This window comes from Phocaeicola coprocola (assembly GCF_041333015.1).
In the GTDB taxonomy this organism is placed as follows: domain Bacteria; phylum Bacteroidota; class Bacteroidia; order Bacteroidales; family Bacteroidaceae; genus Phocaeicola; species Phocaeicola coprocola.
Genome location: NZ_JBGKGM010000004.1, coordinates 973460 through 994051, shown reverse-complemented (window position 1 = coordinate 994051; position 20592 = coordinate 973460). Strand labels below are relative to the sequence as shown.

The following is a 20592-nucleotide window of genomic DNA, read 5'->3' as shown; positions in this document are numbered from 1 at the left end:
AGAAGATTTTTTATATCTTTTTTCTATCTTTGAAAAAATGAATAAAAAAAATTGGTTATGAAAAAGATATTGGGTCTAGATTTAGGAACAAATAGCATTGGCTGGGCAGTGATAAATTCTTCAGTTGACGATGAAGGAAAAGAGAAGTTGACAAGTATATCTTCTTGTGGCAGTAGAATTATTCCGATGGATGCTGCAACATTAGGAGATTTTGATAAAGGAAATGCTAAATCTTCAGTCGCAGAACGGACACGACTCCGTGGAATACGTCGTTTGCTGGAGCGTAGTTTATTACGCAGAGAGCGCTTGCATCGGGTTTTATCTGTTATGGGATTTTTGCCCGAACATTATGCTTCTCAATTAGACCGATATGGCAAATTCTTACCGGAAACAGAACCCAAACTGGCTTGGTATAAAGATAATACAGGTAGCTATAGATTTTTATTTCAGGATTCTTTCAATGAAATGTTGGAGGATTTCCGCTTGTACCATCCCGAGCTGGTAGCAGAAGGAAAAAAGATACCTTACGACTGGACTATCTATTATCTTCGGAAAAAAGCTCTTTCTCAGAAAATAGCCAAAGAAGAATTAGCCTGGATACTTCTTAACTTCAATCAAAAAAGAGGATATTATCAGTTAAGGGGAGAAGAAGAACAGGAAGATAATAAGAAATCGGTAGAATATTATGCACTGAAGGTAGTTGCGGTAGAAGATTCCGGTGAGCGTAAGGGGAAAGATATCTGGTATAATGTTAAGTTGGAAAACGGCTGGATTTACCGTCGGGCCAGTAGTATTCCTTTAGACTGGACAGGCAAGGTAAAAGAATTTGTGGTAACAACAGATTTAGATGATGCGGGAAATCCTAAAAAAGATAAAGACGGCAATGTGAAGCGTTCTTTTCGGGCTCCTAAAGAAGACGACTGGGGATTATTGAAAACAAAGACCCAAACACAGATCGATGAAAGCGGTCAGACTGTTGGAGCCTATATTTATGATTCATTGCTCCGTATGCCTGATCAGAAAATAAGGGGGAAACTTGTGCGCACGATAGAACGTAAATATTATAAAGATGAACTTCGTAAGATTTTGCTCAAGCAGACCGAGTTTCATGCAGCTTTGAAGGATCATAATCTGTTGCTTTCTTGCATAGAAGAATTATATCCAAACAATGAGGCACATCGCAGGCTGCTATCTACTTCTAATTTTACTTGTTTTTTGCTGGAAGATATTTTGTTTTATCAGCGTCCACTTAAAAGTCAGAAAGGGCTGATAGATGATTGTCCGTATGAATCGCATGTATATAAAAAGGATGGTAGTTTGCACCGTACTCCTTTAAAATGTATATCCAAATCACATCCGTTGTTTCAGGAATTCCGTTTGTGGCACTTCCTTTCTTTCCTGCGTATTTATCAGCGTGAAAGAATGATAGATGGTTCTCTTAAACTGGATGTAGATGTGACTAATGAATTTTTGCAGAACGAAGATGATTATGTGAAATTATTCGACTGGCTGAATGGACGAAAAGAAATAGATCAAAAAACAATTCTGGCATACAAACCTTTCGGATTAAAGAAAAATGAACAACCTAAATATCGTTGGAATTACGTAGAAGACAAAAGCTATCCATGCAATGAAACAAGAGCAGATATGATATCCCGATTAAGTAAGGCTGGAGTTTCAGAGGGGTTCTTAACAGAAGAAAGGGAGGAGGCCTTATGGCATATTTTATATTCTATATCTGATAAAAAGGAGTTGACAAAAGCTTTAGGTACTTTTGCTGAGAAGAATGGGCTGAATGAAGCTTTTGTTGAGCTGTTTTCTAAAATGCCACCTTTTGAAAGTAACTATGCTGCTTATTCTCTTAAAGCAATCCGTAAATTGCTTGCACTCATGCGTATGGGTAAATATTGGAATGAGCAGGATATTGATAAGCAAACGCGTAGTCGAATAGAAAAAATTCTGACAGGAGAATATGATGAAACTATTCGTACTCGTGTGCGTGAAAAGGCTATACATTTAACGGATATATCTTCTTTCCGTGGGCTTCCTTTATGGTTGGCATGTTATGTCGTTTATAATCGTCATTCTGAAGCAAAAGAACTTGTAAAATGGGAAACTCCTGCTGATATAGATCACTTCTTGAGTAAATTTAGACAGCATTCGTTACGCAATCCTATTGTAGAGCAGGTTATTATGGAAACATTGCGTACGGTACGCGATATTTGGAAACAGGAAGGACAGATTGATGAAATTCATGTAGAATTAGGTCGTGAAATGAAAAATCCGGCTAAAGAACGTGCCCGTATAACAGCGCAAGTATTGGAAAACGAAAATACCAATTTGCGTATAAAGGCGCTGCTTACAGAGTTCATGAATCCTGAATTTGAGATAGAGAACGTCCGTCCTTATTCACCAGGTCAGCAGGAAATTTTACGAATCTATGAAGAAGGAGTTTTGTCGGGTGTTGCAGAAAAAGATTTGCCTGAAGATATTATTTCGATATTGAAAAAGTTCAGAGAAAATGATGTAAAGAAGCGTCCTACTACCTCAGAAGTCTTGCGGTATAAACTATGGCTAGAACAACGGTACCGTTCGCCTTATACCGGCAGGATTATTCCACTTGGCAAATTGTTTACTCCTGCTTATGAGATAGAGCATGTAATACCTCAGTCACGTTATTTTGATGATTCTATTTCCAATAAAGTAATTTGCGAATCAGCTGTAAATAAGTTGAAAGATAACTGCTTGGGATATGAATTCATTAAAAAACACTCAGGTGAGATTGTGGAATTGGGCAATGGTGAGAAAGCTACTGTTTTTACATCAGAAGAATATGAACATTTTGTGAAAGAGTCTTACCTTGGTAATGGTAAGAAGATGAAGAAACTGCTGTTGGAAGATATACCTGATAACTTTATCGAACGTCAGTTGAATGATAGCCGATATATTAGTAAAGTCGTAAAATCTTTGCTTTCGAACATTGTATGTGAAGAGGGCGAGCAGGAGGGTATGTCGAAAAATGTTATCGTTTGTACAGGTGGAGTAACGGACCGCTTGAAGAAAGACTGGGGAGTGCAGGATGTATGGAACCGGATTATTCTTCCACGTTTTCTGCGTTTGAATAAAATGACGGACAGCACGGGTTTCACTTCTGTAAGTACGAATGGACATTTATTACCTGCCTTGCCTTTACATTTACAGAAAGGTTTTAACAAGAAAAGAATAGACCATCGTCATCATGCGATGGATGCCATTGTGATAGCGTGTGCCGATAGAAATATAGTTAATTACTTGAATAATGCTTCTGCACGGAAAGGTTCTGAAATCTCTCGTTATGACTTACAGCATTTATTATGCGATAAAGTAAAGACAGACTCGAATGGCAATTATAAATGGATGTTACGTAAACCTTGGGATACGTTTACGCAGGATGTGTATACAGCATTGACAAATATTGTAGTCAGCTTTAAGCAAAACCTTCGGGTAATAAATCGTACTACGAATTATCATCAGCATTATAATGAATCAGGAGAAAAGAAAATGATTCCGCAGGTTAAAGGTGATCGTTGGGCGATTCGTAAACCGATGCACAAAGATACGGTATATGGTGAGGTTAATTTACGTAGGGAGAAAACACTTCCTTTGAAAGATGTGCTCAATAATCCATCGATTGTTGTGGATAAGTCATTGAAAAGCAAATTGCATGAGTTGTTAAAAGCTCAATATGATTTGAAGGCAATAACAAAGTATTTTGAGGCACACCAAGATGTCTGGGCCGATATTAATTTGAAGAAAATAAAAGTCTATTATTTTACGAAGGAAACAAATGAGCGTTTTTTTGCAACACGTAAGTCATTGGATTCAAGCTTTAATCAGAAAAAGATTCAAGAGGAAGTTACAGATACAGGTATACAAAGGATTTTGCTACGTCATTTGCAGCTAAATGATAACAATCCGGATATTGCTTTTTCTCCAGATGGAATAGAACGTATGAATCAGAATATGAATATTTTGAATGATGGTAAGGGACATCAACCTATTTATAAGGTACGGACTTATGAAAAAGCTGAGAAATTTGCTGTTGGAGAACATGGTAATAAGGTTAAAAAGTTTGTAGAAGCAGCTAAAGGAACCAATTTGTTTTTTGCTGTATATGAATCTATACAAGAAGATGAGGCTACAGGAAAGCAAGTACGTAAACGTACTTTTGCGACTATACCTCTAAATGAAGTCATCAAGCGTAAAAAACAAGGACTATCTGTTGCTCCGGAAGATTCGAATGGAAATCTGCCAATATTTGTTTTATCTCCTAATGATTTGGTTTATTTACCTACGGAAGAAGAACGTAATAGAGGTAAGGTAACTCAACCTCTGGATAGAGAGAGAATTTATAAAATGGTTAGTTGTACTGGGAATAGATTATTTCTAGTTCCTTATATGGTTGCTTCACCTATATATGATAAGAAGGAATATACTTCATTAAATAAAATTGAATTGACGGATGATAAAATTTCTATAAAAGAATGGTGCATTCCAATTCTGATAGATCGATTAGGAAATATATCTATAAATTATTGATAACCTATTTAATACTATGATCAAGAAAACATTGTATTTTGGTAATCCTGCTTATCTATCATTGCAAAATAATCAGTTGGTTATAAAACTTCCGGAAGTGGAGCGTAATGCTTCACTTCCAGAAAATTTTAAAAGCCAATCGGTTATTACCAGACCGATAGAAGATATTGGTTTGGTGATATTGGATCATAAGCAGATAACGATTACCTCAGGAGTGCTTGAGGCGCTTTTAGAAAACAAATGTAGCGTCATTACTTGTGATAATAAAAGTATGCCTGTAGGGTTATTATTGCCATTGTATGGAAATACAGTTCAAAATGAGCGATTTAGAGAACAATTAATGGCTAGTATTCCATTGAAGAAACAATTGTGGCAACAAACGATAAAAGTTAAAATACAGAATCAGGCAAATGTTCTACAAGATTGCTTGCAGGAAAATCATAAATGTATGAGAGTGTGGGCTGAAGAGGTGAAAAGTGGTGATCCTGATAATTTGGAAGCTAGAGCTGCGGCTTACTATTGGAAAACACTTTATGCTCATATTCCAGAATTTACACGTGATCGTGATGGGATACCTCCTAATAATTTATTAAATTATGGATATGCAATTTTGCGTGCTATTATAGCTCGTGCCTTAGTTTCCAGCGGGTTGTTACCTACTTTAGGAATACATCATCATAATCGCTATAATGCTTATTGTCTGGCTGACGATATAATGGAGCCTTACCGTCCTTATGTCGATAAGCTTGTATTTCAGCTTGTTAAGGATTATGGTGAAAATGTAGAGTTAACAAAAGAAATTAAATCTGTTCTTTTAACGATTCCTACGCTTGATGTCGTCATAGGTAAAAAGCGGAGTCCATTAATGATAGCTGCCACTCAGACAACAGCTTCTTTATATAAATGCTTTAGCGGAGAACTTCGTAAAATTGCTTATCCTGAAATGTGATGGATAGATACAGTGAATATCGTGTTATGTGGATACTTGTATTTTTTGATTTGCCTACGGAAACTCAGAAGGACAAGAAAGCCTATGCATTATTTCGTAAGAATTTACAGAAAGACGGATTTACTATGTTTCAATTCTCAATCTATATTCGTCATTGTGCAAGTTATGAAAATGCAGAAGTTCATATCAAAAGAGTTAAATCTTTTTTACCAGAGTTCGGTCAGGTAGGGATTATGTGCATAACAGATAAACAGTTCGAGCAAATAGAATTGTTTTATGGGAAAAAGCCTCATAACAAAAATGTAGCAGGGCAACAATTAGAACTATTTTAGAAATAAGAAATCCCGCTTTTTATAGCGGGATTTTCTTGTAGGAAACATTTCTTTTTTATTTCTAATTTTAGATGTAATTTGTTGTATTATATAGGATTACATTAATTGAGCTGTTTCCTATATCACAAAGTTACTAAATTGAAAGCAAATCACAACAGTATTTTTTCTCTTAGCTCGTCGAGCAAAGCTGTTTCCTATATCACAAAGTTACTAAATTGAAAGCAAATCACAACCAGGGCATGAACTTCACACTAAAACTAGTGGCTGTTTCCTATATCACAAAGTTACTAAATTGAAAGCAAATCACAACTATCGTGCAGGCGGAGAGCAACGCACACGGCTGTTTCCTATATCACAAAGTTACTAAATTGAAAGCAAATCACAACGTAATCGGTTAAGTTTCTCACGTTAAAACGGCTGTTTCCTATATCACAAAGTTACTAAATTGAAAGCAAATCACAACGATGTTGTGTACCGTCGTTATCACCACCCCGCTGTTTCCTATATCACAAAGTTACTAAATTGAAAGCAAATCACAACTCTTTCCTAAACTTTCGCCTCTAGCTATTGCTGTTTCCTATATCACAAAGTTACTAAATTGAAAGCAAATCACAACCATGTCGTACACTTTCTTTGACAAATTTAGGCTGTTTCCTATATCACAAAGTTACTAAATTGAAAGCAAATCACAACGTTTATTGTATTCATAACGCCAAACGGTGAGCTGTTTCCTATATCACAAAGTTACTAAATTGAAAGCAAATCACAACTACTTTCCCGGCTGTTATAGTTTGACAGCCGCTGTTTCCTATATCACAAAGTTACTAAATTGAAAGCAAATCACAACGAAATTGAAGAACTTGTCCTGCTCCGGGAAGCTGTTTCCTATATCACAAAGTTACTAAATTGAAAGCAAATCACAACATTAGCAACAACAGGAGAATTGGACGCATAGCTGTTTCCTATATCACAAAGTTACTAAATTGAAAGCAAATCACAACACAAAAGGAGAAATTACAAATGGAAGATGAGCTGTTTCCTATATCACAAAGTTACTAAATTGAAAGCAAATCACAACAATATCTCCGGTCTCCTTTGCAAAAAATATGCTGTTTCCTATATCACAAAGTTACTAAATTGAAAGCAAATCACAACAAATTGTTTCTAACTGACAGTCCAGTTTAGCTGTTTCCTATATCACAAAGTTACTAAATTGAAAGCAAATCACAACTCCAACTTTGCTTTTATGTTGGTATTATCGCTGTTTCCTATATCACAAAGTTACTAAATTGAAAGCAAATCACAACCCTTAACCTCTGCCAGTTCACGTGTTTTATGCTGTTTCCTATATCACAAAGTTACTAAATTGAAAGCAAATCACAACCGTGAAACGACCAATTAAAAAATGATATAAGCTGTTTCCTATATCACAAAGTTACTAAATTGAAAGCAAATCACAACCGAATGCATTGAATGGCGACTGAGAAGATTGCTGTTTCCTATATCACAAAGTTACTAAATTGAAAGCAAATCACAACCGATAGCGGGCTGTGACTTCAGGTACTCAGGCTGTTTCCTATATCACAAAGTTACTAAATTGAAAGCAAATCACAACTCTATCCAGATAGTTAATACCTATCCCCTTGCTGTTTCCTATATCACAAAGTTACTAAATTGAAAGCAAATCACAACTCATTATCAGTAAGACATGATAAGAGGAAAGCTGTTTCCTATATCACAAAGTTACTAAATTGAAAGCAAATCACAACTGTCAATAAATAGTTTTCTGAATATATGACACGGCTCTTTCATTTAAAACAACCTCTATAATCCTTGTTATTCTCCGAAAAACCATTATTTTTGCGCACAGCGATGCAGGAAGCACCGCTTCCGGTGTTTCTTTTTATCGTTCATATAAAATTATTTTTGTAGGCGGAAATCAAATGCGACAGAGGTCGTTTTTTGATTTCCGCCTTAATTTTCGCTATGCGAAAATAAGATTTATTTTGCTGATATGCAACATTTTGCATGTCTAATATATAAAAAAGAAACATGCATTCTGCCGTCGTGGCAGCATAATGAAACATCTGAAAGAATTTGTGAAATCAGTGCCGGATTACCGCAGGACAGACAAGGGAAACTACAAATACAAGCTGGAAGATATTCTTCTCCTTGTAATACTCGGACGGCTGGGCAAGTGTATGACAAGACCGGATATAATCAGATTCGGCGAGCGTAATCTGAAACGCTTCCGCTCTTTAGGAATTTTGTTGGACGGTGTGCCTTCTGAACCTACGCTCTGCCGTATATTCAAACATATTGATGATGAAGCCATGTCTGAGCGGATGTCTGAATTTACCTCCACCTTCCATGATGAGCTTGTCGGTTGTGCCGGAGACATCCTCTGTATTGACGGCAAGGCAATGAGAGGGACGGTACTTGAAAACGGACGCACCCCCGACATCGTATCCGCCTATTCCCTTGAAGGAGGTTTCACCCTTGCCACGGACATGTGTGAAGAAAAAAGCAACGAGATAACTTCCGTACCCAAACTGTTGGACAAGGTGGATGTGTCAGGATGCATAGTTACGGCAGACGCCATGTCCTTCCAGAAAGCCATCATAGATAAAATCCGGGAAAAAGGCGGTGATTTCCTTATCGAGCTGAAGGCAAACCAGAGAACTCTGCGATATGGGGTTGAGGACAATGTCGAACTTGCAGAGCCTGTGGATGTATATTCGGAAGGCCCTTTTCTTGAACATGGCAGAATAGAGACCAGAGTATGCCGTATCTTTCGTGGAAATGACCTGATTACGGACAGGAAAAAGTGGAATGGAAATCTGACGGTTGTCGAAATACGGACTGCAACGGAGAGAAAATCTGATGGTCAGAAATCTTCCGAGAGGAGGTTCTATGTCTCCAGTTTTCACGGAAGTGCCAGGCGGCTGAGTACAATAGCCAGAATGCATTGGGCAATAGAAAGCATGCACTGGGACCTTGACCGCAACCTGAGGCAGGACTTCATCAGGCGGAATAGTGCAAGGTCCGCCAGAAACCTTGACACGATACAGAGGATAGTACTGGCAATACTTTCTATATGGAAAGGTAAAAGGAAAAAGCTCTCCGACAAGGCTAAGGGAACGGCCGAACTTATTAGAGAACTTTCTTTGGACTTTACCGCAATGATACATATGCTGGATCAAAAATGAGATAATTTGTAATTTCAGAGGATTCGTAACGTTTTGGGTATCAATCATAACAAAATCCCTACTTCCCATAAGAAGTGGGTGGGGGAATTATGTGCCTTTATCTAAGCTTAAATGAAAGAGCCGTGAATATATGATGCTGTTTCCTATATCACAAAGTTACTAAATTGAAAGCAAATCACAACGTTCCAATCACTAGGCAAATCCAATCCCCAGCTGTTTCCTATATCACAAAGTTACTAAATTGAAAGCAAATCACAACGACCGCCGTGAAAGTTATTGCAATCATAACGCTGTTTCCTATATCACAAAGTTACTAAATTGAAAGCAAATCACAACGAACTCCCCTATCATTACGTGCAAACCCAAGCTGTTTCCTATATCACAAAGTTACTAAATTGAAAGCAAATCACAACGGTGAGGAAACTCATTCCTGAGCGAGAAAGGCTGTTTCCTATATCACAAAGTTACTAAATTGAAAGCAAATCACAACTGTGGTACGGTTGTAGTCTTTGTTTTCGTTGCTGTTTCCTATATCACAAAGTTACTAAATTGAAAGCAAATCACAACGGGATTGCAGGCGAGTATTGCGAAGCAATGCTGTTTCCTATATCACAAAGTTACTAAATTGAAAGCAAATCACAACCCTGCTTATTAGCGTAGTAATTCTTGAATAGCTGTTTCCTATATCACAAAGTTACTAAATTGAAAGCAAATCACAACAGAGCAGTGGTTTGATACGACAACTCCACAGCTGTTTCCTATATCACAAAGTTACTAAATTGAAAGCAAATCACAACGAAGAACTGGCTGAAATATATCTTGAAGAACTGTTCCCTATATCACAAATCCATTGAATTAAAGCTAATCATAACTCTATTGAGAGAAAGTATTCAATTTTATGAGTCCTGTATTATGGCAATTACTTCGATGATGTATTTAAAGTAAAAGAACCAATAACAAGCTTATGTCCTTTTCTTCAGATAAATACATCTCGGTAGTCCACCATATTTCAAGGCTTGTTTTATATACGTATATCCTAATTTTTCCATGTTACTGCGTGAAAAAGAATTTTCCGGATGGACCGTACATAACAAATAACGGTATTGGGTTTTGCTCAGGGCTTCTTCTGCCTGACTTATAAGTAAACGTTGTAGTCCGTAACCTCGGAAGTTGGGATGCACTGCTACCGTATCCATGTGTGCTACACTGCACAACTCTGCTTCAGATAATCCAATGTCGTAACCTAGGTTCTCGGAATTTTTTCCGGGAAAGACGACAATGAATAATCCGGCAGTCTGTCCTGATACACTTTCAATGGCTTTCCATATAATGCCTGTGTGAGTAGACAATAGCGACTTTATATAATCTTTGTCTTCTTCTGGAGCAAACCATTCCCGGTGTTCCATGTTTTTCCAGATACTTGTTATAAATGATGTCAGTTCGTCTGCATCTGCTATGGTTGCTTGGGTTATGCTGAACTTCATTGGCTACGGACGTGGAATCGATGGTTTATAATTTCCTTAACTCCTGATACAATCGTTGTACCGGAAGCCCCATTACATTGAAGTAGGAACCTTTCAGGCCGGTTACTCCGATGAAGCCGATCCATTCTTGTACACCATATGAGCCTGCTTTGTCCATCGGTCTGTAATGTTCTACATAGAAACGGATATCTTCTTCACTCAACTGGTCGAAGGTTACTTCTGTAACCGAGGCAAAGGATTTTTGGAATTCGGTAGTCGTAAGGCATACTCCGGTTATGACCTGGTGAGAGCGTCCCGACAGTTTGCGCAGCATTTGGCAAGCTTCTTCTTCATCTTTAGGCTTTCCTAAGACTTCTCCGTCTATGTAGACTATGGTATCGGCAGTGATAATAAGTTCGTCTGCCTGCATGGACGGACGATAGGCGTCTGCCTTTTCGCGGGCAATGTAGATGGGAATTTCTTCACCTTTCAGTGTGTCGGGGTAGGTTTCGTCAATACCGGGCAGAAGCTTTACTTCATAATCTATTCCCAGTCCGGATAATAGTTCCCGGCGACGTGGGGAGTTGGAAGCCAGCTTTATCTTATATTTTTTCAGGTTTTCGAGCATAATTGTTTGTTTTTATATTACCAGCCAAAGGCTTCTTCGTGTGACATCCATTTGCCTTGTGCACGCAAAACTTGTTCTACTACATCACGTCCGCATCCGTAGCCTCCGTTGCGGTGTGAGATATATGTGCAGATGGCTTTTATCTCGGGGGCTGCATCGGCGGGGCAGCAGGGGAGTCCTACAAGACTTAAAACTTCGTAGTCGGGGATATCATCGCCCATATAGAGCACTTCCTCTGGCTTCAGATTGTATTTCTCCATTAATTCGGCATATTCTTTGGTCTTTACGGCTGCTCCCATGTAGATGTCTTTTATGCCAAGACCCTCGTAACGTTTACGTACAGCTTCTGTCTTTCCTCCGGTGATGATTGCAACATGTAGTCCGCATTTTACGGCGAGTTGCAGGGCATAACCGTCTTTAATGTTGACCGAGCGCATCGGTTCTCCGTTAGGATGCAGGGTAATGGTTTCGGCACTTAACACGCCGTCTACGTCGAATATAAGTGCACGTATTTTAGTAAGATCGTAGTTTATCATAAGGTTTCTTTTTTATTGCTAGCGTACTCGTGAATGTTTTTACTGATCAGTTCGTATATCTCTGCCAAGCGTGGTTCGCTTTTCAGCATTTCCAGATGGCGGTTGATGACATTTTCATCGTATCGCTGTGCCGGTCCGGTCTGTGCTTCGACGGGAGGCAGTTCGTGTACTTTCCGGGCTGTTTCGTCGATCAGCGGAAGCATGGCTTCGAAGGGAAGACCGTTTGCTGAAAGCAGATGACTGGCAACGGCATACATGTGATTGGCAAAGTTGCAGGCAAATACTGCTGCAATGTGCAGGTATCGCCGTTGCTCGGATGATGCTTCATATACTTTGCTTCCCAGATGGAGGGCGATTTCGTTCAGAAGCTTCAGGTCGGCAGCTGTATGTGCTTCGGTAAAAAATGTAACTTCACGAAAATCTACCTGACGCAGTTTGCTGAATGTCTGCATGGGGTAGAGCACACCATAACGTTCTGCCAGTCCTTGCCATACGTTCATGGGAACACTGCCCGCTGTATGTACAAACAGAGCTTGGGGAGCACGTTGTGCTAGCTTGGGAAGTATGTCGTTCAGTGCTGAGTCTTTCACGGAAACGATATATAAATCTCCCTCATGGGTGATTTGGCTTAAATCTGTAGTATAGGGACATTTCAGCTTGTCGGCAAGTTCGGAAGCGGAAGCTTCTGTACGGCTGAATACCTGACGGATATCATATCCGGCTTGTGATAAAGCTACGGAAAGGTGAGTCGCTACGTTGCCGGCCCCTATCATGATAATGTTTTTTATATTCATGGTGAAAATGATTTTTTTCGTTTGCGGGACTTTTTATCGTGATGACAACCAGTAGAGCAGTATTCCTATCAGCAGTAGGGAAGCGGGAAGCAGGTAGCCTGACATTTGTCCCAGCAGCGTAGTTACCAGACCGATGTTTTGGATGAGCCAGATTCCGGCAAGAATGATGCCTACCGACTTGTCTGCCTTGAACCATAAGAAAGCGACGGCTGCATAAAGTAGCATGGTGTCTTTTTGCATAACCCAGGACAGACCGTGGGAAGAAAAACCTATCAGCCGGTCGGCAAGATAGAGTATTCCCATCAATGCAAGAAAAACTGCGGTAGCACGGTATGTATCTTTATGGTTTGATGCTTTTGCTGCCACGTTTACTCTCCTCCGTATTTATTGATATGTACTTTTTCCCATTGCAGGTGTGACTCGTCGAAAGGTTTACGCTCCATACCTTTGTGGCCGATGGCTACGATGGACAAAACCTGTAACTGAAGAGGTATGCCGAGAATGCCGTGCACATACTCGTCCGAAGACATGCCGGTAGCGGTGTATCGTTCGCGTACTTGTATCCAGCAGCTTCCCAGTCCCAGATCTTCGGCTTGTAGCTGAATCATCAGAGAGGCTATAGACGCATCTTCTATCCATACGTCGCTTGCCAGCGGATCCGCCAGTACGACGATGGCAAGAGAGGCTTCTTTCAGGAAAGATGATCCCATTTCCTTGCAACGTGAAAGCTTGTCTAGTGTTTCTTTATCGTCTACTGCTATAAACTGCCAGCAGTTGCTTCGTTTGGAAGACGGCGACATGAGGGCTGCCTTCAGCAGGGTTACCACTTCTTCTTGTGTCAGTTCTTCATCGGTGAACTTACGCATGCTGCGCCGTTGTTTTATCAATTCGCTGAAACTCTTCATAAAATCTTCGTTTTTAACACGACAAATATAACCTTTAAACTCGTAATGCTCAAAAAAAATCATAAATTTGCGATACAATGGCTATCAGGTTGACTACATATGAGCATGCAAAGGACATTCCTGAACTTCCGGGAACCAATGTCTTTCATTCTACTGATTTGTTCCGGATATTGGAACAAACCCCGGGGTATCGTCCTGTGCTCTTGGTTGCTTTCGAAGGGGATAAACCGATAGGTAAACTGCTGTGTATTACCCGGCGGAATTTTCGTCTGCTGGGGTTTACTGAAAAAACATATGTTTACGGTGTGGGAGAGTATTTTAATACGGAACGGAAACGGGAAGAGATTTTCAATGAATTATTGACGTATTTTACTACTCTGTATAAGGAGGAATCTTTTCTGTTGGAGTTTCGAAACTTAGAAGAACCGTTATTCGGCTACCGTTATTTCAGGCAGAACGGGTATTTTCCGGTCCGGTGGCTGCGTGTTCGCAATTCGATACACCACGAACAGCTTGATAAATGGATGAGTGCTTCCCGTAAACGCCAGATTGCCAGGGGACTTAGAAATGGGGCTTCTATTGAAATTGCCTCCAGCCTGGAAGATATAAGGGCTTTCTTCATGATGCTGAAAAAATATTATTCTCCCAAAGTTCATCGTTATTTACCTGATTTTCATCTTTTTGCTTTTTTCTCTGAAGACTCTTTTCCGGCTAGGATGGGTAAAATCTTTATAGTCCGTTATAAAGAAAAGATTATTGGTGGTTCGGTTTGTTTGTTTTCTGATGATACTGCTTACCTGATGTTTTCTGCTGGGATGCGCAAGAGTTATCCGTTGCTTTATCCGGGAGTGCTTGCTGTATGGGAGGCAATGACTTATGCCAGAGAGCATGGATATAGTCATTTTGAATTTATAGAAGCAGGACTTCCTTTCAAGAAATTCAGTTATCGGGATTTTATTTTACGTTTCGGAGGTAAACTGTTGAGTACACGTCGTTGGTTTAAGGTACGGTGGAACTGGCTGAATCGCTTGCTTATTCGTATTTATGTGTAATTTATATAGATATATGTTATGATTGATCCTGTTTATAGTGCGGCTCCCGACCGTTATCACGGTGGAATGAAATATCGCAGGGCTGGTAAGAGTGGCATCCTGCTTCCTGAAATTTCTCTTGGACTTTGGCATAACTTCGGAGATGTGGATACGCTGTCAGGCAGTAAAGAGAAAATTCATCATGCTTTTGACAAGGGAATTACTTATATCGATCTTGCTAATAATTATGGACCTTCTTATGGGTCGGCTGAGGAAACGTTCGGGCAAATCATGAAGAAATCTCTTGCTCCTTATCGTGATGAACTTTTTATTTCTACGAAGGCTGGACATGATATGTGGGAGGGGCCTTATGGGATATGGAATTCACGGAAGCATCTTATGGCTAGTATTGACCAGAGTTTGAAACGGATGAATCTGGAGTATGTAGATATTTTTTATAGTCATCGCTATGATCCGGAAACTCCACTTGAAGAAACCTTGCAGGCACTTGTCGATATCGTACGTCAGGGCAAGGCTCTTTATGTAGGCATATCGAAGTATCCTAAAGAGGCGGCGGAAATAGCTTATCGTTATCTTGCCGACAATCATGTGCCTTGTCTGCTTTATCAAGGGCGTTATAATTTGTTCAATCGTGAGCCGGAAGAGGAGGGCATCTTGGATCAGGCTAGTAAACATGGCAGTGGGTTTGTTGCTTTTTCACCTTTGGCGCAGGGATTATTGACTGGGCGTTATCTGGATGGTATTCCTGATGATTCACGTATTGCCCGGGGAGGTCATCTTAAGAAAGAAGCTCTGACGGAGGATGTTCTTCGTAAAATCAGGGACTTGAACGAAATAGCCGCACGGCGTGGGCAGACTTTGGCCGAAATGTCATTGGCATGGTTGCTGAAAGATGAGAAGGTTACTTCTGTCATAATTGGTGCCAGTTCGGTAAAACAGATTGACGATAATTTGAAGTCTTTAGATAATAGGTCGTTCTGTGATGAGGAAATATATCTGATAAATAATGTTCTAAGTCGTTGATATCCAGTTTGGAGAATGGAGCGATTCATGCATCAGCCAATATTTTTATCGTGAAAAAATATTTCTGACAACTACGCTTTGTATAAAATAAAAATAAACTAAAAAAAGCGTTAGTTGATGAAAATAAAATAGGGAAATATTTCTTTATTCTGCACATTTTTGTTTTCTTTGTGCAGTTGATATAAACCAACTTTAGATTTTAATACCATTAAAAGCAACTTAATTATGAAAATTTCTCACATTGAACATTTGGGCATTGCGGTGAAAAGTATCGAAGAAGCCCTTCCTTATTATGAAAATGTACTCGGATTGAAATGTTATAATATAGAAACCGTAGAAGATCAGAAAGTAAAAACTGCTTTCCTGAAATGTGGTGAAACAAAAATTGAACTGCTGGAGCCTACGGGACCTGATAGCACAATTGCCAAATTTATTGAAAACAGAGGCATGGGAGTTCATCATGTGGCTTTTGCAATAGAAGACGGAGTAGCAAATGCGTTGGCTGAAGCTGATGCAAACGGCATTCGCCTGATCGACAAAGCGCCTCGAAAAGGTGCAGAAGGACTGAATATTGCTTTCCTTCATCCGAAATCAACTATGGGGGTATTAACCGAACTTTGCGAAAAATAATTAAGGGCAATGAATGAAATGGTGGAGACATTAGCTGTTTGTTGTCATTCAGAATAGAGAAGTGGCGGAGAATTTTGTAAACGTTCATCGGATGTATACGAAGTTCTTCGTCACTTTGTTGCTTTAAAACAATCGGTTGTTAACCATTTTATCTTGCCATTTACTAATACATAAATTTCTAGTACCATGAGTAACCAACTTGAAAAAGTAAAAGAGCTTATCGAACTGCGTGCCCAGGCGCGTCTTGGCGGTGGTGAGAAAGCTATCGAAAAGCAACATGCTAAAGGGAAATATACTGCACGTGAACGTATTGCTATGCTGCTTGATGAAGGAAGTTTCGAAGAAATGGATATGTTTGTAAAACATCGTTGTACAAACTTCGGAATGGATAAGAAGCATTATCTGGGCGATGGTGTAGTTACTGGATATGGAACAATAGAGGGAAGATTGGTTTATGTCTTTGCACAGGACTTTACCGTATCTGCCGGCTCTCTGTCAGAAACCATGTCACTGAAGATTTGTAAAGTAATGGATATGGCCATGAAGATGGGAGCTCCTTGTATCGGACTGAATGACTCGGGTGGTGCACGTATTCAGGAAGGTATCAATGCATTGGCTGGATATGCTGAAATTTTCCAGCGTAATATTTTGGCTTCTGGTGTGATCCCGCAGATTTCGGGTATCTTTGGTCCGTGTGCCGGAGGTGCTGTATATTCACCTGCACTGACAGACTTTACTTTGATGATGGAAGGTACTTCCTATATGTTCCTTACAGGTCCGAAAGTTGTAAAGACTGTTACCGGAGAGGATGTTTCTCAAGAAGATTTGGGAGGTGCAAGTGTGCACTCTACTCGTTCGGGGGTAACTCATTTTACTGCTTCTACAGAAGAAGAAGGCTTGGCACTGATTCGTAAGTTATTGAGCTATATCCCTCAGAACAATCTGGAAGAGCCGCCTTATGTAGACTGTACAGATCCGATTGATCGTCTGGAGGATTCTTTGAATGAAATTATTCCGGACAGCCCTAATAAGGCTTACGATATGTATGAGGTTATCGGAGCAATTGTCGATAATGGTGAGTTCCTCGAAGTTCAGCGTGACTTTGCAAAGAATATCATTGTCGGTTTTGCACGTTTCAACGGACAGTCTGTTGGTATTGTTGCCAACCAGCCTAAGTTCCTTGCCGGAGTATTGGACTGCAATGCTTCTCGTAAGGGAGCGCGTTTCGTCCGTTTCTGTGATGCTTTCAATATTCCTATTGTTTCATTGGTAGATGTTCCGGGATTCCTTCCGGGTACAGGACAGGAATACAATGCTGTTATCTTGCACGGAGCTAAACTGCTTTATGCATATGGTGAAGCTACTGTTCCAAAAGTGACAGTTACATTGCGTAAGTCGTATGGTGGTTCACACATCGTAATGAGTTGTAAGCAGTTGCGTGGAGATATGAACTATGCATGGCCGACTGCTGAAATTGCCGTAATGGGTGGTGCTGGAGCTGTAGAGGTATTGTATGCAAAAGAAGCTAAAGAAGCTGCCGATCCGAAGGCATTTATGGCTGAAAAAGAAGCTGAATATACCAAGTTGTTTGCCAACCCGTATAATGCTGCAAAATATGGTTATATAGACGATGTGATTGAACCGCGTAATACTCGTTTCCGTATCATTCGTGCCTTGCAGCAGTTACAGACTAAGAAGCTGACAAATCCGGCTAAGAAACACGGAAATATTCCATTGTAATTCGTGGGTTATTCTGATTATTAACTTTCAACTTAAGAAATCTATGAGAAAAAACAGAATAGGAATATTTCTTTCCCTGCTGTTGCTGATCGGTTTTACTTCTTGTACAGAACAGAAATCGAACAGTAAGCTGGTCATCAATGAGGTGTTGGTGGACAATCAGACCAACTTTCAGGATGATTATGGTGTGCATAGCGGCTGGATTGAAATATTCAATAAGGCATATAGTACAGCCGATTTGGCCGGATGCCTGCTGAAAGTGAGCAGTCAGCCCGGAGATACTGTTACGTATTTTATTCCGAAAGGAGATGTGCTGACAAGCATTAAGCCACGCCAGCATACACTTTTCTGGGCGGACGGAAATCCTAGACGGGGTACTTTCCATACTAATTTTGTACTGAGTAAAACTAATGCCAACTGGATCGGATTATATGATTCTGGTAAAAAGCTGCTTGATCAGGTTGTTGTTCCGGCTGGTATATTGGCTGCAAATCAATCGTACGCTCGTGTAGGGGATGCATCTGCCGAATGGGAAGTGAAAGGTGCAAGTGCTGATAAATATGTCACTCCAAGTACGAACAACCAGACGATAGAAAGCAATCCGAAGATGGATAAGTTCGAACAGCATGACCCGGTAGGTATCGGTATGGCTATATCGGCTATGAGTGTTGTTTTCCTGGGACTAATATTGCTTTACATCTGCTTTAAGCTGAATGGTAAGGCGGCTATTAAGTTGCGTAAGCGCAATGCAATGATCGCACACAACATTACCGATAAGCAAGAAGCTAAGGAAAAGAAATTGGGCGAAGCACCGGGAGAAGTGATTGCTGCTATCTCTATGGCGCTGCATGAAGCACAGGGAGCCGATCATGATGTAGAAGAAACCATTCTGACTATCAGTCGTGTGAAACGTAGTTATTCTCCGTGGAGTTCGAAGATTTATACATTGCGTGAAACTCCACATAAGAAATAATCATCCTAAAATGATAAGAAACCATGAAAGAATACAGATATAAAATTAACGGAAACTTGTATAAAGTAACCGTGGGTGACATAGAAGACAATAATGTGCGTGTAGAAGTAAACGGTACGCCTTATACCGTAGAACTCGAAAAACAGAACAAACCGAAAATTAAGCCGGTAGTACGTACTGCATCTACTACTCCTGCTGCTCCTCCTGCTGCTGTGACTCGTCCGGCAAGTGTAGGAAGCAAATCTGGTATCAAGTCACCGCTGCCGGGAGTTATTCTCGAAATCAAAGTAAAAGAAGGTGATACCGTGAAACGTGGACAGACCTTACTTGTATTGGAAGCCATGAAGATGGAGAACGATATCAAGGCAGACCGCGACGGTAAAGTTACTGCTATTAAAGTAAGTAAAGGAGAATCAATTCTTGAAGGTACAGACCTTATAATCATCGAATAATATGGGAGAATTTAGTAGTTTCTTACAGAATAACCTGGCAGACTTCTGGACATATACCGGTTTTTATAATGCCACAGCAGGACATCTCATCATGATCCTGATAGGTATTGTGTTCATTTATCTTGCCGTTGCTAAGGAATTCGAACCGATGTTGCTGATTCCTATCGGATTCGGTATACTTATCGGTAACATTCCGTTTAATATGGAAGCCGGACTGAAAGTAGGTATCTATGAGGAAGGCTCAGTACTTAACATTTTGTATCAGGGAGTGACTTCCGGATGGTATCCGCCGCTTATCTTTTTAGGCATTGGAGCCATGACGGACTTCTCGGCGTTGATATCTAATCCGAAGTTGATGCTGATCGGTGCTGCGGCACAGTTTGGTATCTTTGGAGCATATATGATTGCGCTGGAAATAGGTTTCGATCCGATGCAGGCTGCTGCTATCGGTATCATTGGTGGAGCTGACGGACCGACCGCTATCTTCTTGTCATCGAAACTTGCACCTAATCTGATGGGAGCAATTGCCGTGTCTGCTTATTCGTATATGGCACTTGTTCCTGTTATACAACCTCCTGTAATGCGATTGCTTACAACAAAGAAGGAACGTCTTATCCGTATGAAAGCACCTCGTGCCGTATCACATACAGAAAAGGTTATGTTCCCGATTATAGGTTTGTTGCTTACTTGCTTCCTGGTTCCTTCCGGTCTGCCATTGCTGGGTATGTTGTTCTTCGGTAATCTGTTGAAGGAAAGTGGTGTAACCCGCCGTCTTGCCGAAACAGCTCGTGGTCCGCTGATTGATACAATTACTATTTTGTTGGGACTGACCGTGGGAGCATCTACTCAGGCATCTGAGTTCTTGACTTGGGATTCCATCAAGATCTTTATCTTGGGAGCGCTGTCATTCTTTATTGCTACAGCATCGGGAGTTATCTTTGTCAAGATCTTCAATTTGGTATTGAAGAAAGAAAATAAAATCAATCCGCTTATCGGTAATGCCGGAGTATCGGCAGTACCCGACTCTGCACGTATTTCTCAGGTAGTAGGATTGGAATATGATCCGACTAACTATCTGCTGATGCATGCAATGGGACCGAATGTTGCAGGAGTGATCGGTTCGGCTGTAGCTGCCGGTATCTTACTGGGCTTCTTGGTTTAAACGGAGTTTGTTGATAATCTTTTGAATTCGTTAACCCTCTGTCGGGCTGTATAGATCAGTCAGGCAGAGGGTTAACTGTTTTCGTAGATGCTGATTTTTGGCATACTGAAATTTAGACTGACTTTAAGCTATCATGCTTTTGCTAGATTGAAAATAAGTTGTACTT

Annotated in this window: 17 protein-coding genes and 2 CRISPR repeat arrays; of the genes, 11 read left to right on the top strand and 6 right to left on the bottom strand. The window is 40.2% G+C overall.

Going from position 1 to position 20592, the window contains the following annotated elements:
• Positions 1-57: 57 nt before the first annotated feature.
• From cas9 to ACDG22_RS14935, 4 genes are all read left to right on the top strand, one after another.
• Entirely contained in the window at positions 58-4578 is a 4521-nt protein-coding gene (gene cas9, locus ACDG22_RS14950; RefSeq protein ID WP_270231005.1) for a type II CRISPR RNA-guided endonuclease Cas9, read from the top strand.
• 16 nt (positions 4579-4594) lie between these two features.
• A complete protein-coding gene (gene cas1, locus ACDG22_RS14945) occupies positions 4595-5527 on the top strand; it encodes a type II CRISPR-associated endonuclease Cas1 (protein ID WP_270212721.1) in 933 nt (310 codons plus the stop codon).
• The gene (cas2, locus tag ACDG22_RS14940; protein WP_204462973.1) at positions 5527-5859 is read left to right on the top strand and encodes a CRISPR-associated endonuclease Cas2; all 333 of its coding nucleotides are present in this window, start codon (positions 5527-5529) and stop codon (positions 5857-5859) included. The genes cas1 and cas2 overlap by 1 nt, the downstream gene beginning before the upstream one ends.
• Before the next feature lie 109 nt (positions 5860-5968).
• Positions 5969-7628: a CRISPR direct-repeat array (repeat unit 47 nt; unit sequence GCTGTTTCCTATATCACAAAGTTACTAAATTGAAAGCAAATCACAAC).
• Between the two features lie 309 nt (positions 7629-7937).
• A complete protein-coding gene (locus ACDG22_RS14935) occupies positions 7938-9068 on the top strand; it encodes an ISAs1 family transposase (protein WP_007565353.1) in 1131 nt (376 codons plus the stop codon).
• A 135-nt stretch (positions 9069-9203) separates the two neighbouring features.
• A CRISPR array of direct repeats spans positions 9204-9865; the repeat unit is 47 nt; unit sequence GCTGTTTCCTATATCACAAAGTTACTAAATTGAAAGCAAATCACAAC.
• Between the two features lie 165 nt (positions 9866-10030).
• Here ACDG22_RS14935 and ACDG22_RS14930 read toward each other — a convergent pair.
• The 6 genes from ACDG22_RS14930 to ACDG22_RS14905 all read right to left on the bottom strand — a co-directional run bounded on the left by ACDG22_RS14930 (position 10031) and on the right by ACDG22_RS14905 (position 13394).
• Positions 10031-10552: a GNAT family N-acetyltransferase gene (locus tag ACDG22_RS14930; protein WP_178269949.1), complete on the bottom strand. Its 522-nt coding sequence runs from the start codon at positions 10550-10552 to the stop codon at positions 10031-10033.
• A 25-nt stretch (positions 10553-10577) separates the two neighbouring features.
• On the bottom strand, positions 10578-11159 hold the full coding sequence (locus tag ACDG22_RS14925; protein WP_007566344.1) for a Maf-like protein: 582 nt from the start codon (positions 11157-11159) through the stop codon (positions 10578-10580).
• A gap of 17 nt (positions 11160-11176) precedes the next feature.
• On the bottom strand, positions 11177-11695 hold the full coding sequence (locus ACDG22_RS14920; RefSeq protein WP_007566342.1) for a KdsC family phosphatase: 519 nt from the start codon (positions 11693-11695) through the stop codon (positions 11177-11179).
• The gene (locus ACDG22_RS14915) at positions 11692-12501 is read right to left on the bottom strand and encodes a Rossmann-like and DUF2520 domain-containing protein (RefSeq protein ID WP_370859015.1); all 810 of its coding nucleotides are present in this window, start codon (positions 12499-12501) and stop codon (positions 11692-11694) included. Before ACDG22_RS14915 ends, ACDG22_RS14920 begins: the two co-directional genes overlap by 4 nt.
• Positions 12502-12522: 21 nt before the next feature.
• A complete protein-coding gene (locus ACDG22_RS14910) occupies positions 12523-12792 on the bottom strand; it encodes a hypothetical protein (RefSeq protein ID WP_083779537.1) in 270 nt (89 codons plus the stop codon).
• A 65-nt stretch (positions 12793-12857) separates the two neighbouring features.
• Positions 12858-13394 (bottom strand): nitroreductase family protein, encoded by a 537-nt coding sequence (locus ACDG22_RS14905; RefSeq protein ID WP_040311778.1) that lies wholly within the window; start codon positions 13392-13394, stop codon positions 12858-12860.
• Positions 13395-13471: 77 nt separating this feature from the next.
• On the opposite strand from ACDG22_RS14905, the gene ACDG22_RS14900 reads away from it, so the two are divergent.
• The 7 genes from ACDG22_RS14900 (at position 13472) to ACDG22_RS14870 (ending at position 20426) form a co-directional block, all read left to right on the top strand.
• The gene (locus tag ACDG22_RS14900; protein ID WP_178269951.1) at positions 13472-14446 is read left to right on the top strand and encodes a GNAT family N-acetyltransferase; all 975 of its coding nucleotides are present in this window, start codon (positions 13472-13474) and stop codon (positions 14444-14446) included.
• A gap of 18 nt (positions 14447-14464) precedes the next feature.
• Positions 14465-15469: an aldo/keto reductase gene (locus ACDG22_RS14895; protein ID WP_007566330.1), complete on the top strand. Its 1005-nt coding sequence runs from the start codon at positions 14465-14467 to the stop codon at positions 15467-15469.
• A gap of 225 nt (positions 15470-15694) precedes the next feature.
• Positions 15695-16099, top strand: coding sequence for a methylmalonyl-CoA epimerase (mce, locus tag ACDG22_RS14890; protein ID WP_007566327.1), 405 nt, complete (start codon positions 15695-15697; stop codon positions 16097-16099).
• A 186-nt stretch (positions 16100-16285) separates the two neighbouring features.
• Positions 16286-17839, top strand: a complete 1554-nt coding sequence (locus tag ACDG22_RS14885; protein WP_007566325.1) for an acyl-CoA carboxylase subunit beta — start codon at positions 16286-16288, stop codon at positions 17837-17839.
• A gap of 43 nt (positions 17840-17882) precedes the next feature.
• Positions 17883-18812 (top strand): OadG family transporter subunit, encoded by a 930-nt coding sequence (locus ACDG22_RS14880; protein WP_007566323.1) that lies wholly within the window; start codon positions 17883-17885, stop codon positions 18810-18812.
• A 23-nt stretch (positions 18813-18835) separates the two neighbouring features.
• Entirely contained in the window at positions 18836-19264 is a 429-nt protein-coding gene (locus tag ACDG22_RS14875) for an acetyl-CoA carboxylase biotin carboxyl carrier protein (RefSeq protein WP_007566322.1), read from the top strand.
• Position 19265: 1 nt separating this feature from the next.
• Positions 19266-20426 carry a sodium ion-translocating decarboxylase subunit beta gene (locus ACDG22_RS14870; RefSeq protein WP_007566320.1) on the top strand — a complete coding sequence of 387 codons (1161 nt, stop codon included), beginning with the start codon at positions 19266-19268 and terminating at the stop codon, positions 20424-20426.
• Positions 20427-20592: the final 166 nt, after the last annotated feature.

Bases quoted from the DNA above. Each gene is read 5' to 3' on its own strand.
- ACDG22_RS14905 (WP_040311778.1), bottom strand. From the start codon at position 13,394: ATGAAGAGTTTCAGCGAATTGATAAAACAACGGCGCAGCATGCGTAAG.
- ACDG22_RS14875 (WP_007566322.1), top strand. From the start codon at position 18,836: ATGAAAGAATACAGATATAAAATTAACGGAAACTTGTATAAAGTAACC.
- ACDG22_RS14935 (WP_007565353.1), top strand. From the start codon at position 7,938: ATGAAACATCTGAAAGAATTTGTGAAATCAGTGCCGGATTACCGCAGG.
- ACDG22_RS14930 (WP_178269949.1), bottom strand. From the start codon at position 10,552: ATGAAGTTCAGCATAACCCAAGCAACCATAGCAGATGCAGACGAACTG.
- cas1 (WP_270212721.1), top strand. From the start codon at position 4,595: ATGATCAAGAAAACATTGTATTTTGGTAATCCTGCTTATCTATCATTG.
- ACDG22_RS14920 (WP_007566342.1), bottom strand. From the start codon at position 11,695: ATGATAAACTACGATCTTACTAAAATACGTGCACTTATATTCGACGTA.
- mce (WP_007566327.1), top strand. From the start codon at position 15,695: ATGAAAATTTCTCACATTGAACATTTGGGCATTGCGGTGAAAAGTATC.
- ACDG22_RS14925 (WP_007566344.1), bottom strand. From the start codon at position 11,159: ATGCTCGAAAACCTGAAAAAATATAAGATAAAGCTGGCTTCCAACTCC.
- ACDG22_RS14885 (WP_007566325.1), top strand. From the start codon at position 16,286: ATGAGTAACCAACTTGAAAAAGTAAAAGAGCTTATCGAACTGCGTGCC.
- cas2 (WP_204462973.1), top strand. From the start codon at position 5,527: ATGGATAGATACAGTGAATATCGTGTTATGTGGATACTTGTATTTTTT.
- ACDG22_RS14910 (WP_083779537.1), bottom strand. From the start codon at position 12,792: ATGGGAATACTCTATCTTGCCGACCGGCTGATAGGTTTTTCTTCCCAC.
- ACDG22_RS14900 (WP_178269951.1), top strand. From the start codon at position 13,472: ATGGCTATCAGGTTGACTACATATGAGCATGCAAAGGACATTCCTGAA.
- ACDG22_RS14880 (WP_007566323.1), top strand. From the start codon at position 17,883: ATGAGAAAAAACAGAATAGGAATATTTCTTTCCCTGCTGTTGCTGATC.
- ACDG22_RS14870 (WP_007566320.1), top strand. From the start codon at position 19,266: ATGGGAGAATTTAGTAGTTTCTTACAGAATAACCTGGCAGACTTCTGG.
- ACDG22_RS14895 (WP_007566330.1), top strand. From the start codon at position 14,465: ATGATTGATCCTGTTTATAGTGCGGCTCCCGACCGTTATCACGGTGGA.
- cas9 (WP_270231005.1), top strand. From the start codon at position 58: ATGAAAAAGATATTGGGTCTAGATTTAGGAACAAATAGCATTGGCTGG.